Here is a 15,872-nt window from a genome sequence, read left to right on the forward strand (position 1 = left end):
ATGTGCGTATGAAAAGAATTGCAGTAATTACCATCGCGCTTCTGGCAAGCCTCAGCAACAGTTGGGCGCAATGCGCCATGTGCCGATCCACATTGGAGAATAACTACTCAAATGGCAATCCCGGTATAGCCGCGGGTATCAACACCGGTATACTATATTTGCTGGTGCTGCCTTATTCGGCTGTTATGATATTAGGATATCTCTGGTATAAATCAAGTAAAGATGCCCGCAACAAGTTATCTGGAAGCACTGCTGCAGGGTAAGTGCCCGCGGTGCCGGCAGGGCAAGATGTTTAAATATCCCGTTACCAACATCTCGAAGTTCGCGATCATGAACGAACGTTGCCCGCATTGCAACGTGAGGCTTGAGCCCGAGCCTGGATTTTACCAGGGATCAATGTACGTGAGCTATGGTATTACCGTAGGTTTTCTCATTGCCATGAGTATACTTTTTTACCTGGTTATTCCGAACCGTTCCGAATGGCTCTATATCGGCATATTCATTGCTCTCATGGTCTTCCTGATACCGTTCAATTATCGTTACTCGAAGATCCTGTTCTTATACTTTTTCGGAGGTATAAAATATCAAAAGCAAGAGTAAATCCAGGCTTCGCTCGTAAAGTAATGATTCGTGATGCTCATGCCCGCTTTTAACAGGAGCTGGACTGTGAAAACAAAAAACGGTTCACTAACTTTAACGATCACCATCGGCTTGCAGCATTTTGAAATCGAAGGTAAAACTCATCATTGCGTGTGTATTTTTTCTGGTAGCCGGGCTCCTTGCTGCACTCTACTCTCATCAGCGTCCCTCACCGCAGGCGTATGTAGTAAAGCTTGCAGACGGCGTTAACCACGAGCTGCGTGCGCTGGAAGAAGAAGCCGGTGATGTAATGCACAAACTGAAAACAGATACCACCACCCGCGCACTACCGGCCGAGCATGAATATTCTTTCTTTGTATACAACAAAGGTGAGCTTATTTATTGGAGCGATAACAAATACGTTCCTTCTTACGCATCGGTACAGGATGCCTTTGTATTAAAATTATTAAAGGCTGGTAACAGCGATTACCTGGCACGCAAGTGGAGTTTATCCGGAGAGAAAGTACTCATTGGCATCATCCCGCTATACAGGCGTTATCCCATTACCAACAACTATCTTCAGGCAGAGTGGAATGATAGAATTTTTTCTTCCGGCGATGTAACGATACTGGAGGCAAGCGCCACGGTAGGCATACCCGTTTGTGTGAAGGAGGCGTGCCCGTTTCGGGTTAGTATGCAACAGCAGGATATGTTGTTCCCGGAGCGTGCCGTGGCAGCAGTAGTGTTGCTATCCATTGGTATCATACTGCTGGTGATTGTAGTATATCAGGCCGCGCTAAAAGTCAGGTACCTCGAAGTGGGTTTCGTTATGCTTTATGTTTTTTTATATGCACTGCGCATTGTGATGATAGAGCTGAACTTCCCCGCAGATTTTCTGTCTTCCGATCTCCTCAATCCACAGATTTTTGCTTCCTCTACATTGAATGGATCGCTGGTTGATCTTGTGCTCAATGAGATTGGTGTATTGTTACTGTGCTTCTATATTTTCAAAAATTATGTTCGCTTCAAAGTTGCGCTGTGGCTCATTCACCATAAAGTATGGTCATGGCCGACTTCCGTGTTCTGCAGTTTATGTATACTTTTCGCTGCGCTGTTCCCGTTTGTGGTAATTCAAACACTCTCCAATAACTCGGTTATTGTGCTCGATATTTCGCAATCACTACGTGTTGATGTGCTTCGCATGGCAGCGCTGGTTGCGGTGGTTATTGCCGGAGCATGTTCGTTTCTGTTTATGCACGCGTTCATCCGCTTGCTGGCTGTGAACCGTAACCGCTTGCGTGCTCTTATATCTTTTCTGATTGCCATTGCAGTGTTTGTAGTGATCAACGCGATCACCCGGCAGGAGTATATCTCGTCTTTAATCATGGCCATTGTATACTTTGTGGTGATATACTCGCTGCACCTGTATAGCAGTTTAAAGCGATTGGGCTTTGCTACATTTGCTTATCTGTTCGTAGCATTGTTCTTTCTGGCAGCCAATGGCGCCTATACACTTCAATATTTTACACACAAGAAGAAGATTGAAAGCCAGTTTCGTTTTGCGCGTAACTTTTTGATCGACCGCGATGACTTTGGCGAATACCTGTTATCAGAAACAGCGACTAACGTATCACGCGATGTATTCATTCAAAAGCGATTAACCAGTATCTTTTTAAGTTATGATGCCATCCGGCAGAAGATACGCCAGGTATTTCTTCCGGCATACTTCAATAAATATGATGTAGATATATTTTTATTCAATGCCGCGGGGCAACCGTTGGATGATCTGACGGCTACTTCTTTCTCGGAGTTGATTGCACGCTACGATCGCGAAGCTTATCGCACGAAATACGAGAATGTATACTTCATCAACAACCCCGCAGGCGATGTGTCACAACAATATCTGGTTCGGATACCCATACGAAAGCAAGGCACGATAGCAGGCCACGTAGTGTTGCAGCTTTCGCTGAAGAAAATCATCCCCGAAAATGTATACCCGGAATTGCTGGTCGATAACCGATTCAAACAATTTGTGCGGGCACAGGATTTCAGCTATGCCGTATTTGCCAACAACAGGATTCTATACAGCGCGGGTGATTTTAACTACGATCTTCTTTTCGATACGGGATTATTTGGCGACATCGCTATTCACACCAATGGAACAGTTTTCAATGGCTACGATCATATTGCAGTAGAAGATGAGAGTGGGAGAGTGGCCGTGGTATCGTCACAACGCGATTCGGTTACGTTCCGGCTGGCAAGCTTTTCTTTTCTCATGGTAACCGGGTTGATGATTATCCTCGCGCTTATACTTGTGCAGGGGGTAGTGAACTATGTGCGGGGCGATAAACTATATTTCAGTGCACGCATTCAGTTGCTGCTCAACCTGTCGTTCTTCCTGCCGCTTATTATTGTGAGCTTTGTAACGCTGCAATTGATTGGCCGGTCTTCGCAGAATCAGCTCAACGATGATTACCTGCGCAAGGCACGCACCATCGGCGAACAGATATCCGGGCGGTTAAGCGATGTATCTGAATCGGGTACTGATTATATCACCAGTATTTTTGAAGCACAGATAAACAACCTGGCCAAGCTCGACAACCTCGATATCAATGTATACAATGCCCGTGGTGTGCTGATCGCTACCAGCCAGCCGATGATCGAAGAACATGAATTGCTTTCGGACTATATCAACCCGCGCGCCTATAAAAAAATACAGGCTGGTGAATATCTCTTTATTGACACCGAGCAGGTTGGCAAACTAAATTATTTCGTGGCGTATACCGTGTTGAAGTCGCCCGTGAGTGGCGAAACGATGGGTATATTAGGCATTCCGTTTTTCCGATCGGGTGCCTCGCTGGAAAGTGTGCAGATCACCATCTTCACCAACATCCTGAATATATTCACGCTCATCTTTATTGCACTTGTAGTACTGGCCTACTTTGTATCGAAGTGGCTCACCTTTCCACTGGAGTTCATTACCCAATCGTTGCGCAGAACATCCCTTACCAAAACCAATCAGCCGCTGGTGTGGAAGTCAGACGATGAGATTGGGCTCATGGTGAAGGAGTATAACCAAATGCTTTATAATCTTGGTGAAAGTAAAGCAGAGCTGGAGCAGAATCAGCGTGAACGCACGTGGCGCGAAGTAGCGCAGCAGGTGGCGCATGAGATCAAGAATCCGCTCACGCCCATGAAGCTCACCTTGCAGCAATTGGAGCGCACGATACAATCGGGTAACAACGTACAGGAGAAAACAGCGAAAGCCGTATCGTCATTACTCACACAAGTCGATACGTTGAATGATATAGCATCTTCGTTCAGCTCGTTTGCCAAAATGCCCGAGCCGGTTATTCAACCGGTGGAACTGGTGAGCCTCCTTAAACGTATTGTCGATCTGCATAGCCATAGCGGAGAGATCAATCTCAAACATCACCTCAAAGAACTTTATGTACTCGGTGATGATCAGCTTTTAGGGAGAACGTTCTCCAACATTATACTCAATGCCTTTCAGGCGGCACGTCCCGGTGAAGCAGCGGTGGTGAATATATCGCTTCAACGAAAAGATGGTGTTGCCCATATAGCCTTTCAGGATACAGGCAAAGGCATGGAGCCGGAAGTAGCAGAGCGGGTTTTCTTTCCACACTTTACTACCAAAAAGTCGGGTTCCGGGCTTGGTCTTGCCATTGCCCGGCAGGCGATTGAACACATGCAGGGGCGCATCTGGTTTGAAACACAACCGGGTAAAGGCACTACGTTCTTCATTGAAGTGCGGGTGCGCGATGGCGCAGCGAAATAGACGAATTTGTTTTTTAAGCTGAGCATCCGTAACCTTTCCTGAAAGGGGCAGTATGCTTTTAGGCTACGCAACCTTTTCATATTTCCATAGTCTTCTATCAAACCGCTATCGCATGATCAAAAACTATCTTCTCATCGCCATCCGGAACATCTTCCGGAACAAGCTCTTCTCAACGGTTAATATCCTTGGCCTCGCCTTTGGTATTGGCAGTGCGTTGCTCATCTTTTTGTGGGTGAATGATGAACTGGGAGTGGATAAATTTCACGCTCACAGTGACCGGTTATACCGGGTTATGGAGAACCAGACATACTCCGATGGCAGGATGTATACTTTCCAGTCAACGCCAGGGCCCATGGCGCCTTTCATTAAAGATAAGTTTCCGGAGATCGAGAAGGCTACGCGATGGACGTGGCAGATGACGCAATTATTCCAGTATCAGGATAAATCATTCTATAATGAGGGTTTTTATGTCGACCAGGATTTTATCGAAATGTTCTCATTTCCCTTTGTAGCAGGCGATGTAAAGACTGCGCTCAAGGAAAAGAATTCCATCGTGATCAGCGAGACGATGGCGAAGCGCTATTTTGGCGATGACGATCCGATGGGAAAGATTCTCACACTCAATACGCAAACTGCTTTTACCGTGACGGGCGTAGTAAAAGACATTGGTAAAAATTCATCGATACAGTTTCAATATTTACTGCCGTTTCAGTCATTTTTTGATGAGAACAAAAGCTGGCTCGACCAGTGGGGCAATAACAACATTCGAACATTTCTGTTGCTTGCCGAAGGTACGGATGCAGCTGCGTTTGCCAAGAAACTGAAAGGAGAGATTAAGGAACACGAAAAGGAATCGAATGTAGAGCTGTTCATTCAACCTTTTGGTGAGGCGTATTTGTATAATGAATTTGAGAATGGTATTCAGTCCGGCGGAAGAATCGAGTTCGTGCGCATCTTCTTTATTGTGGCTGTGTTTGTACTGGTAATTGCGTGTATCAACTTCATGAACCTCTCTACCGCACAGGCAACAAAACGTGCCAAAGAAGTAGGATTACGCAAAGTAATAGGAGCAGTGCCCAGTCAGCTATTCCGGCAGTTTATGGGCGAGTCGTTTATAACTGTATTTGTTTCGGCACTCATCGCCATGCTGCTGGTATATTTACTAATACCAGTGTTTAACAACATCATCGGTAAATCGCTCAGTTTAAATCTGCTCGATGCCAAAACACTGCTCATTTTTATTGCCATCATTATTACAACGGCATTTGTAGCCGGCAGTTATCCGGCATTATTCATCTCGGAATTTAAACCGGTGCAAGTACTCAAAGGACAATTGAAGAGCGGCAGCCGTGCCGCTATATTTCGTAAAGGATTGGTGGTGGTGCAATTCACCTTCTCTATATTCTTAATCATCAGCACGGTGGTTGTCTTTCGACAGATGAGTTTTATGGAAGATCGCGATATAGGTTTTGATCGTACAAACCTTTTCTCGGTGTGGCTGGAAGGAGATATACCCAAGAAGTACGAAACGTTCCGCACACGGCTTATGACCGAGCCGGGCATTGAATCGGTAACAGCATCCAGTCAGTTACCGATTGATGTCGGCAATTCCACATCGAACCTGCAATGGGAAGGTAAGGATGAAAACGAGCGCATTCTCTTTTCGAACATGGATGTTGATTATGAATTTATACAGACCATGCGCATGCAAATGGCCGAAGGACGCCCGTTTGATCGCAGCCTCGTTACCGATACCAATAATTATATAGTAAATGAAAAAGCAGCGGCGAAATTCGGGTTCAAGAACGGTACTGCAGGCCAAGATCTCACCATGTGGGAAAAGAAAGGCAAGATCATTGGTGTAGTAAAGAATTTTAACTTCGGCTCGCTGCATAGTGAAATTGAACCGCTGGTAATTCGTGTAAACGCTGGCTGGCGTAATTGCCTGCTGGTACGCGCGAAGGCTAACGAAACAGAAGCTGCGATACGCTCAGTGGAAAAGCTCTGGAAAGAATATGCTCCGGCTTATCCGTTCAAATATAGTTTCCTCAACCAGGACTGGGAACAGTTTTACAAAGCCGAAGGTCAGCGTGGAAAAGTGTTTAATACGCTGGCGATACTTTCCATCTTTATATCATGTTTGGGATTGTTCGGTCTTTCTGCATTCTCGGCTGAACGCAGAACCAAAGAGCTCGGCATCCGCAAGGCGATGGGTGCTACTGTGCCGGGGCTGGTACAACTCATGAGTCGCGAGTTTACCATGCTGGTATTGATTGCTGCCTGTATAGGTTGCCCGCTCGGATGGTACTTTATGGATAAGTGGCTGCAGGCGTATGCCTATCACGTAGAGGTAGGATACATCACGCTCATTGCTGCTACGTTGGTCTGTCTGGCCATCTCGATGATCACGATCTCCTATCACTCGATAAAAGTAGCAGCTACCAACCCGATAAAAAGTCTGCGCTACGAATAGAGTAAAATAAAAAGGCATCTCTACCATGAATCGTTGAAGATTGTGTAGAGATGCCTTACTATAAATTGTTGAACTACGCTATTATCAGCTTACGCGTAGAGCGCTTCTTTCTGTTCTGCTACTTTATCACTTTCAATATACTCATCGTAGCTCATCAGCTTATCGATGAAACCATTCGGTGTTATTTCGATGATGCGGTTGGCTACCGTTTGGGTGAACTCGTGATCGTGTGAGGTAAACAATATAGTGCCCGGGAAATCTTTCAGCGCGTTGTTGAACGCTGTGATCGATTCAAGATCGAGGTGGTTGGTAGGCTCATCGAGGATGAGCACGTTGGCACCGGCCAGCATCATGCGTGAAATCATGCAGCGCATCTTTTCTCCTCCGGAGAGTACATTGCACTTCTTGAATACTTCTTCGCCTGAGAAAAGCATTTTACCGAGGAACCCGCGGATATATACTTCATCCTTGTTCTCTTCCTCTGCAAACTGACGAAGCCAGTCGATCAGGTTATCGTTCGATTGAAAATACTTTTCGTTGTTGTTCGGCAAGTAGGCTGTGGTGATCGTTTGTCCGAATTTGAATTCACCGCCATCCGGTTTCAGTTCACCTGCCAGTATCTGGAACAACGATGTAATCGCGAGACTTTCTTTACTCAGCACTGCAATCTTGTCGCCCTTGTTTACAAAGAAATCAAGGTTCTTGAAAAGTGTGGTGCCGTTGAGTGAGTAGCTCAGATTTTCTACCTGCAGGATCTGATCGCCAGCCGTGCGTTTCTGCTGGTATATAATAGCAGGGTAACGGCGGGTAGAAGGTTGAATATCATCTACGTTGATCTTATCCAGTAATTTTCTGCGGCTCGTAGCCTGGCGTGATTTGGAAGCATTGGCGCTGAAGCGGGCAATGAACTCCTGTAATTCCTTCTTTTTGTCTTCAGCCTTCTTGTTGGCAGCCGAGCGCTGTTGTAACGCAAGCTGACTGGATTGATACCAGAATGTATAGTTACCAGTATATAATTTGATGGCACTGAAATCTATATCCACGATGTGCGTACAAACGGTATCGAGGAAGTGACGGTCGTGGGATACAACGATCACGGTATTCTTGAAATCCAGCAGGAAGTCTTCCAGCCACGTAATCGTGTTGATGTCAAGGTCATTGGTAGGTTCATCGAGGATCAGGATATCCGGATTTCCAAACAGCGCCTGTGCAAGGAGCACGCGTACTTTCTGGTTACCGCTCAATTCCTTCAGCAGCTTGTAATGATCTTCTTCCACAATGCCCAGTCCGCTCAACAGCGCTGCTGCATCTGACTGTGCATTCCATCCATCCATTTCGGCAAACTCAGCTTCAAGCTCTGATGCGCGAACGCCATCTTCTTCCGAGAAATCGGGCTTCGCATAAATCGCATCTTTCTCCTGCATAATGCTCCACAGCTTGCTGTGTCCCATCAGTACTGTATCCAGCACCGATGTTTCATCGTAAGCGTGGTGGTTCTGGCGGAGCACGGCCATGCGTTTGCCGGGTTCAATGCTGATGTTTCCGCGGGTAGGATCGATATCACCAGCCAGTATTTTCAGGAACGTGGATTTTCCGGCACCATTCGCACCGATCACACCGTAACAGTTGCCGGAAGTGAATTTAATGTTCACTTCGTCAAAAAGTACGCGCTTGCCGAACTGAAGAGAGATGTTATTTGCTGCAATCATGTTGTTGTGGACAAATCAAGCTGCAAAGATAACGAAAAGACTGACGTGCACCGGGCGTAGCGAGTTAGGCAAAGATTAAAATTTGTTGCAATCGAAATAGCGCAGCTGGCAGAACGGCTACTAGCCACAGGCTGCAGGCTACTGGAAAGACAGTTTCCGTGTTATTTTGTTTCCGATAGAAGTTATCGGGATGTGGAAAATAAAATCCCATCACGCAAAGGAACACAAAGAAGACACATAGTTTCCCAAAGAAATCATTCCTTGACCTCAATATGTCCAGCAGCCAGAAGCCTGCAGCTACTCATGCCGGTATCCTTTCTTCTCGATCACTTTTCCTTTCAATAGTGCATCGATATCGTCATCGCTTCGCAGGTAATTCATTTGTGAAACGATCCAGGTTGCACGCCTGTCCATGTAAGGCGAAGCGGGATTGACTTTATACTTTTTAGGATTGGGCAAACATGCTGCAATCAGTGCAGCTTCACGCTGTGTAAGTTTACGCGCAGGCTTTTTAAAATAATAGTGTGCAGCCGCTTCAATGCCGAATACACCGCGGCCCATCTCCGAAACATTCAGGTATACTTCCAGTATACGCTTCTTGCCCCAGATCTTCTCGATCATGAACGTGAAGTAGGCTTCAAGTCCTTTACGCGTCCAGCTGCGACCTTGCCACAGAAAAACATTTTTGGCTACCTGCTGGCTAATCGTGGAACCGCCACGGATAATAGAAGTTTTTTTACGATCGTTATATCGGATCGCTTTCTCTATACTCTTCCAGTCGAAACCATTGTGAACCGGAAACAACTGATCTTCGGATGACATCACCGCCAGCGGAGCATTGCTGGACATTTCTTTCCAGGTAATATAATCGCGCTTCAATCCATACCCGGATACCCAGCTCACCAGTTGTGTAATGGTAACAGGAGGATCTATCCACTTCAGCAGAATAATATATACCAGTTGTGCGAGAAAGAGTATAACAAATATCTTCTTCAGCTTATGTCCAATCTTCTTCCAGTTCATACTCAGCAGGGGCTCATGCAACAGGCGCTATACTTTTCATGGAAGAAAAGTATAGCGCCTGAAATTTTTCTGTCAACTACGTGTTAGTTCAATTCTTTCAATGCATTCTCCAGGTCGGCCTGAAGTTCAGGTTGCGAGAGAGCTCCTTTCAAACCGGTAATGAGGAAGTTGGGTACTTTCTCCGCACGCGCTATTTTATTTTTGATCTCGCTTATCATTTCGAGTGCGTTTGTCTTGCCGTCAAAATCGCTCATGCCTTTTACTTTTTCTTCCAGTGTATCCCATGAGTTTATCTTCTTGGTTTGCTCTACACGTGTAGCGATTACCTGTGTGTGCTCGGCAGTTCTTCCTGCAATGCATGCATTATACTCATCAATAATCTGCAGTAATTCTTTTTTGCCATAGTTACCTTCATCAATTTTGGCAGATACGGTAGGGCAATCGTCGAAGAAGCGGGTCATGATCTTTTTAAAGCTCAGGTTGGGAACTTCAGAACCTTCGCCATCGCGCTTTAAAAGAAAGCGGCCATCGTAGGTAGTCTGGTTCTCTTGTTGAAAAGCGAACAATGAAACATAGCCTTCTTTAAGCAGCTTCATAAAAGCATAACCGGCAGGGCCTTTCACCGGCTGGTATCTTTCTCCCTTCAGTATAAAGTATTTCACATGGAAAAGCGGGAATATCTGTTTCTTTTTATCGGCACCGGTAACCTGCACTTTTTTCTCGTGGCCAAAGGCCAGTTGCTTTACTGTGCCGGTAATAGAGTCTCCTTTTGTGGTGATAACATAATCCTGCGCCGAAACACATTGATAGGCGAGCATCAGAATCAGAAACAAGAGAATGTGAATGATACCAAAAGTTTTCATACGTTATTTTATTCGGCTTAGGTGAAATGCAATGCTATATTTCAGGTGTGCAGGTAAGGTGTGTGAGGCAGGCCACGAGCCTGTCAACTCGAAATATAAAAGGATTTTGTGAATACCGGATTTTAACTTTTTGATTTCAGCCGGTTGGCATCTTTTAATGCCTTGCTGATGATCCACTCCAGTTGCCCGTTGGTGCTGCGAAACTCGTCTGCAGCCCATTTCTCTACAGCTTTCAAAACTTCAGGATCAAGTCTCAGAACAAAAGGTTTTTTTTGCGCCATGCTACTCGTTTGAATGATTGGTGAACAGGCGCTTCAGTGCCCTATCAAATTCGTCCGGATGTTGGGTGCCGATCAATACCTTTCTGTCCCCCGACAGCACGAGCCGTATATATACCGATCCGCGGATGATCATGCTGCGCGAATTTCTGAAAACATTCCGGTGATATCCAATACCACCCGTCTCGGAGATAATTTTTTTCCGGCGAACTTCGTAGGATGTAATTTCTCCCCTGGCGATGGTGCGCCAGGTATATCGATTGGGGAAATAACGATAATGAACGCCTTCCGAATCGATATATACTTCCAGCCTGATGGAATATAGCATCCAGCCTGTAAGAGCCCAGCACACGAGCATAAAAAGGATAAATGCAATCAGACCATCGTTGCTCATGGGCTTGTCTCCCCAAGGTATTCCCTTCACGAGTTGAATATATATACCATTCAGCAACGGAAGGAACACGAGCAGCGTGAACGGCGTGAAGATATACCACACCCACCGGTTTTGCCGGAAGCGCTGTACCTCTTCAAAATATTTCCGCACGTGCGCCATACCGTGAGTATATATCAATGATTGAGCGTACCTGTATTTACCACCGGATTCACATCTTTTTCTGCACAGAGCACTACCATCAGGTTGCTTACCATGGCGGCTTTGCGCTCTTCATCCAGCTCTATAATCTGTTGTTTGGAAAGATGGTCAAGTGCCATTTGCACCATGCTTACAGCGCCTTCTACAATTTTAAAGCGTGCCGATACTACGGCTGCAGCTTGTTGCCTGCGCAACATGGCTCCTGCAATTTCAGGAGCATAGGCGAGCGAACCTATACGTGCCTCCACTACATGTATGCCCGCAATGTCAAGGCGGTTGCGCAGGTTCTCTTCGAGGGCGTGATTTACTTCATCATTACCCGAACGCAGTGTTACCTCTTCTTCTTTATCAAAGTTATCGTATGCATATTGACCGGCCAGTCTGCGCACAGCCGCATCGCTTTGAAGTTTTACAAATGATTCATAATTATCTACTTCGAAGTTGGCTTTAAAGGTATCGCGTACCTGCCACACCAGAATAACACTGATCTGTATCGGGTTACCAACCTTGTCGTTTACCTTGATCTTATCGCTGTCGAAGTTACGGGCGCGCAGCGATATAGGCTTCTTGCTGAGGAATGGATTGGCCCAATGAAAACCATTCGTTTTTACGGTGCCTTTATATTCTCCGAACAATGTTAGCACCATTGAGCTGTTGGGATTCAGGAAGAAGAAGCCCGGCATAATAAAGAGGAATGCTGCCATGAAAAGTATAGCGACAGGACTGCTCTGCGCCATGGCAACAACACCAAATATTGCTATCAAGATTGCGATTACCAGCATCATATACCCTGACACCGGATTGAAGTCCTTTTCTCTTTTCATAGAAGTGATATTAAAATGATATCATAAAGATATTGAATTGAATTTTATAACGCAAATGCACTTCATCAGGTTGAGGCGTTGCTTAAGAATATTTCTTGAACTTATTTAGCGGCCGGAAAACCGCCGTATGGTAAAGTATAACCCCAAAACCTGGCTCGCCCTCATTCTGCACTCGTATAGCCGCCATGTCGTAAAGACTTTGTTACCCGCCATTATTGTAATCGCCATCTTCACATGGGTATCCTGCTATATTATTCTGGATTATTTTGAATTTAAGCCCAACGAATTTCCCGGTACTACAGCCGTGCACTCTTTATTAGGTATTGTGCTCGGTTTGTTCCTGGTGTTTCGAACCAACTCTGCGTACGATCGCTGGTGGGAGGGAAGAAGACTTTGGGGCAGCACGATAAACAGCACGCGTAACCTTGCCCTGAAACTGAATGCCTACCTCGATGCAGAGAACAAAACCGAGCGCGCGTGGTTTGCCCGCATGATTCCCAACTTTGTGTTTGCCATGAAGGAGCACCTGCGTGGTGGCGTAAAACTGGACGAACTGGATATGGATCGTGCAGAAGCGGAGGCGCTGAAATCTGTCGAACATAAACCCAACAGGATATCAGCCCTGTTGTATAGCAGGGTAAACCAGTTGTATAAAGCAAATATTCTTACGGGCGATCAGCTTATCAATCTCGATAAAGAGCTGAAAGATTTTATCGATCTCATCGGAGCTTGTGAGCGGGTCAAGAATACACCCATTCCGTATTCGTACTCCATGTTCATCAAGAAATTTATATTCATCTATATCGTTACCTTGCCTTTCGGGTTTGTGATAACGTTTGAATACTTCACAATTGCTACGGTTGTGCTTGTTTCGTATGTGTTGTTAAGCATTGAACTGATCGCAGAAGAAATCGAAGATCCGTTCGGTCGTGACGTTAACGATCTGCCTACCGATGAACTGGCGAAGCGTATCAAGAAGAATGTAGATGAGATATTGCTCTAATCGGGTTACGGCACTATTAAAGCACCGTGCTGATGATAAAGTAAATAATGATCATCAGGATGAGCGATGCGTACATAATAAGGTCAACCCGCACATAAGGTTTATACTGTTGATATAATTCTTTAATCTTTCTGAACATAAGCACTTCTCATGGCAACACAATGCTGCCAGTGCTACAAAGGTATTACAATAATTTCTTACGCGCAGGGCAACCAATATTTTCTTTTCCCGTCCTAATAAGCTTCCCCCGAGTCGCGTATGTAACATCATACTATGTTCACGTAATACGCGATAATATTTTTTTGTGAGATGGGGGGTAACGATCACCTGATTGTCTTGAAACCGAAATAACACAAACCCCTTATTATACAATGACTCGATTTTTGGTTGTTACAACAATGTTAGTCTTGGCAGGTTTCATGGCCCGATCGCAGGATAAAGTTACCCTGAATGGCTACGTGAAAGATGCAGACAATGGAGAAGAGCTTATCGGTGTAACGGTATACATTCCGGAATTAAAGGCAGGCACTGCTACTAATGCATACGGTTTTTATTCCATCACAGTTCCCAAAGGTACATACGAAGTGCAGTATAGCTTTATAGGCTATACGATACAGAATGTGAGTGTCGATATGAAATCGGATGTATCACGAAACATTGAGCTGGCAGGTGAAGCACAGATCATTAACGAAGTAGAGATCTCTGAGAAACCGTTGGATGAAAATGTGGTTTCGGTGCAGATGAGTAAAAACACACTTAACATCAGCCAGGTAAAAAAACTGCCTACACTTTTTGGCGAAGTAGATATCATTAAAAATGTACAGATGTTGCCCGGTGTAATTTCGGCCGGTGAAGGAACGTCTGCATTTTTTGTGCGCGGAGGTGGCGGTGATCAGAACCTGATATTGATTGATGAAGCTCCTATATATGATGCATCGCACCTGGGTGGTATGGTATCTGTATTCAATGCCGATGTAATTAAAGAATCAGAGCTATATAAAGGCGGTATACCTTCACGCTTTGGTGGCCGATTGTCGTCTATACTGGAAGTGCGCACTATTGACGGTAACAATAAGCGCTTGGGTGTTACAGCCGGTGTTGGCACCATGGCGAGCCGTGTAATGATAGAGGCACCTATCAAAAAAGAAAGGAGCTCTTTTGTATTGTCGGGCCGCACTTCGAACCTCGGCATGTATCTGAAAGCAGCCAATACCGACAACAGTATAAATTTCTACGATCTGAATGGAAAAGTAAACTGGCGTGCGAATAACAAGAACCGCTTTTTTGCATCCGCTTATACCGGTCGCGATAAAATATCATTCTCCGGCGGCGATATAGGTTTCGGTTGGGGTAACACCACCGGTACATTTCGCTGGAACCACCTCTTCAATGAACGCCTGTTCTCGAACACAACCCTGATTGCCAGTAACTTTGATTACCTCTTCGAGATCAAAGACCCGGTGCAGGGGTTCAGATGGAAATCCAGTTTGCAAGAGGTAAGTCTTAAGAACGATCTCACGTATTTTGCCAATGTAGACAACGAATTTACCTTCGGATACCACCTTTCCGGAAGACGTTTCTCACCGGCTACGATCGAACCTAACTCAGATGAATCGATCTTTCAACATACGGTATTCGACAAAATGTATGCGCTGGATCATGGACTCTATATCAGTAACCAACGAAAGCTGACGGATGCGCTTACGCTGGATCTTGGCGTGCGTCTCTCCATCTTCCAGAACATGGGACCTGGCAAAGTATATTTGTATGAAGATCCTAAAGACAATGCCGATCCTACACGTATAGATTCGTTGCAGTTTAAGAGCTGGGAGTCGGTCAAAACCTACGCGAACCTCGAACCACGATTAGGATTACGCTATTCTGTATCCGAAACACAATCGGTAAAATTCTCTTACAACCGCATGGTGCAGAACACTCACCTCGTGGCCGCCGGCACTGTGCCGCTTCCTTTCAACACGTGGAGCCCCAGCGGCTATTATCTGAAACCTCAATTGGCCGACCAGGTAGCGCTCGGATATTTCCAGAACCTGCAGGACAATATGTATGAAGCATCTGCCGAGATATACTATAAAAACTCACAGCATGTAACCGACTTTGCAGACAATGCGGAGATACAGCTGAACAAGAACCTGACGACTGAATATCGCCAGGGGCGTGCGTGGGCGTATGGTGCCGAGTTTATGGTAAATAAAAAAGAAGGACGCCTCACCGGTATGGTAAGCTATACATGGTCAAAAGCACAGCGCAAGATCGATGGTGTAAATGCAGGCCGCACGTATGCTGCCAACTACGATCGCAGAAACGTAGTGAACATCAACGCAGCGTTTGAGCTGAACGACAAGTGGACATTCGGGGGAGCCTTTACCTATAGCACCGGAAGACCTACTACCGTTCCATCGGGTAAATATGAATATGGTACGTATCATCCTGATGTTGTTACCGAGCGTAACGGCTATCGCCTGCCAGCCTTCCACCGGCTGGATCTTTCAGCAACACTCAACCCGAGAAAGAACCTGAATCGTAAATGGAAAGGACAGTGGGTATTCTCGATCTACAATGTATACAGTCGCAAGAACGCGTTCACGATCTATACCCGAACCAAGCAAGATAAAGATGGCAACGTAATTGGTGATGGAACTGTGAAAGAAGCGCGCATGGTATATCTCTTTCCGTTCATGCCATCGGTAACCTATAACATTAAATTCTAA

The 15,872-nt window shown here is 45.6% G+C and carries 13 protein-coding genes; 6 read left to right on the forward strand and 7 right to left on the reverse strand.

Features of this window, described 5'->3' with window-relative positions; translation table 11 throughout:
• Positions 1 to 8 precede the first annotated feature (8 nt).
• The 4 genes from V7Q33_RS07130 to V7Q33_RS07145 all read left to right on the forward strand — a co-directional run bounded on the left by V7Q33_RS07130 (position 9) and on the right by V7Q33_RS07145 (position 6,851).
• Complete coding sequence (locus V7Q33_RS07130; RefSeq protein ID WP_331978174.1) at positions 9 to 263, forward strand: hypothetical protein; 255 nt, start codon at positions 9 to 11, stop codon at positions 261 to 263.
• Positions 223 to 600: a DUF983 domain-containing protein gene (locus tag V7Q33_RS07135; protein WP_331978176.1), complete on the forward strand. Its 378-nt coding sequence runs from the start codon at positions 223 to 225 to the stop codon at positions 598 to 600. Before V7Q33_RS07130 ends, V7Q33_RS07135 begins: the two co-directional genes overlap by 41 nt.
• Before the next feature lie 121 nt (positions 601 to 721).
• On the forward strand, positions 722 to 4,378 hold the full coding sequence (locus V7Q33_RS07140) for a sensor histidine kinase (protein ID WP_333819385.1): 3,657 nt from the start codon (positions 722 to 724) through the stop codon (positions 4,376 to 4,378).
• A 112-nt stretch (positions 4,379 to 4,490) separates the two neighbouring features.
• Positions 4,491 to 6,851 (forward strand): ABC transporter permease, encoded by a 2,361-nt coding sequence (locus V7Q33_RS07145; protein WP_331978180.1) that lies wholly within the window; start codon positions 4,491 to 4,493, stop codon positions 6,849 to 6,851.
• Between the two features lie 89 nt (positions 6,852 to 6,940).
• On the opposite strand, the gene V7Q33_RS07150 is transcribed toward V7Q33_RS07145, so the two are convergent.
• The 6 genes from V7Q33_RS07150 to V7Q33_RS07175 form a co-directional block, all read right to left on the reverse strand.
• Complete coding sequence (locus V7Q33_RS07150; RefSeq protein ID WP_331978182.1) at positions 6,941 to 8,560, reverse strand: ABC-F family ATP-binding cassette domain-containing protein; 1,620 nt, start codon at positions 8,558 to 8,560, stop codon at positions 6,941 to 6,943.
• Between the two features lie 297 nt (positions 8,561 to 8,857).
• Positions 8,858 to 9,583: a monofunctional biosynthetic peptidoglycan transglycosylase gene (gene mtgA / locus V7Q33_RS07155; RefSeq protein ID WP_331978184.1), complete on the reverse strand. Its 726-nt coding sequence runs from the start codon at positions 9,581 to 9,583 to the stop codon at positions 8,858 to 8,860.
• 83 nt (positions 9,584 to 9,666) lie between these two features.
• The gene (locus V7Q33_RS07160; RefSeq protein ID WP_331978186.1) at positions 9,667 to 10,446 is read right to left on the reverse strand and encodes a hypothetical protein; all 780 of its coding nucleotides are present in this window, start codon (positions 10,444 to 10,446) and stop codon (positions 9,667 to 9,669) included.
• A 122-nt stretch (positions 10,447 to 10,568) separates the two neighbouring features.
• Complete coding sequence (locus tag V7Q33_RS07165; RefSeq protein WP_331978188.1) at positions 10,569 to 10,727, reverse strand: Arc family DNA binding domain-containing protein; 159 nt, start codon at positions 10,725 to 10,727, stop codon at positions 10,569 to 10,571.
• A gap of 1 nt (position 10,728) precedes the next feature.
• Positions 10,729 to 11,277: a hypothetical protein gene (locus tag V7Q33_RS07170; RefSeq protein ID WP_331978190.1), complete on the reverse strand. Its 549-nt coding sequence runs from the start codon at positions 11,275 to 11,277 to the stop codon at positions 10,729 to 10,731.
• Between the two features lie 14 nt (positions 11,278 to 11,291).
• Positions 11,292 to 12,140 carry an SPFH domain-containing protein gene (locus V7Q33_RS07175; protein ID WP_333819387.1) on the reverse strand — a complete coding sequence of 283 codons (849 nt, stop codon included), beginning with the start codon at positions 12,138 to 12,140 and terminating at the stop codon, positions 11,292 to 11,294.
• A gap of 127 nt (positions 12,141 to 12,267) precedes the next feature.
• On the opposite strand from V7Q33_RS07175, the gene V7Q33_RS07180 reads away from it, so the two are divergent.
• Positions 12,268 to 13,143 (forward strand): bestrophin family protein, encoded by an 876-nt coding sequence (locus tag V7Q33_RS07180; protein WP_331978194.1) that lies wholly within the window; start codon positions 12,268 to 12,270, stop codon positions 13,141 to 13,143.
• Between the two features lie 16 nt (positions 13,144 to 13,159).
• Here V7Q33_RS07180 and V7Q33_RS07185 read toward each other — a convergent pair whose 3' ends face one another.
• Entirely contained in the window at positions 13,160 to 13,282 is a 123-nt protein-coding gene (locus V7Q33_RS07185; RefSeq protein ID WP_331978196.1) for a hypothetical protein, read from the reverse strand.
• A 232-nt stretch (positions 13,283 to 13,514) separates the two neighbouring features.
• Between V7Q33_RS07185 and V7Q33_RS07190 the strand changes: the two genes are divergently transcribed.
• Positions 13,515 to 15,872, forward strand: coding sequence for a TonB-dependent receptor (locus V7Q33_RS07190; protein WP_333819388.1), 2,358 nt, complete (start codon positions 13,515 to 13,517; stop codon positions 15,870 to 15,872).

Origin of the sequence: Ohtaekwangia sp., from assembly GCF_036786105.1 — a bacterium.
GTDB lineage: Bacteria > Bacteroidota > Bacteroidia > Cytophagales > Cyclobacteriaceae > Ohtaekwangia.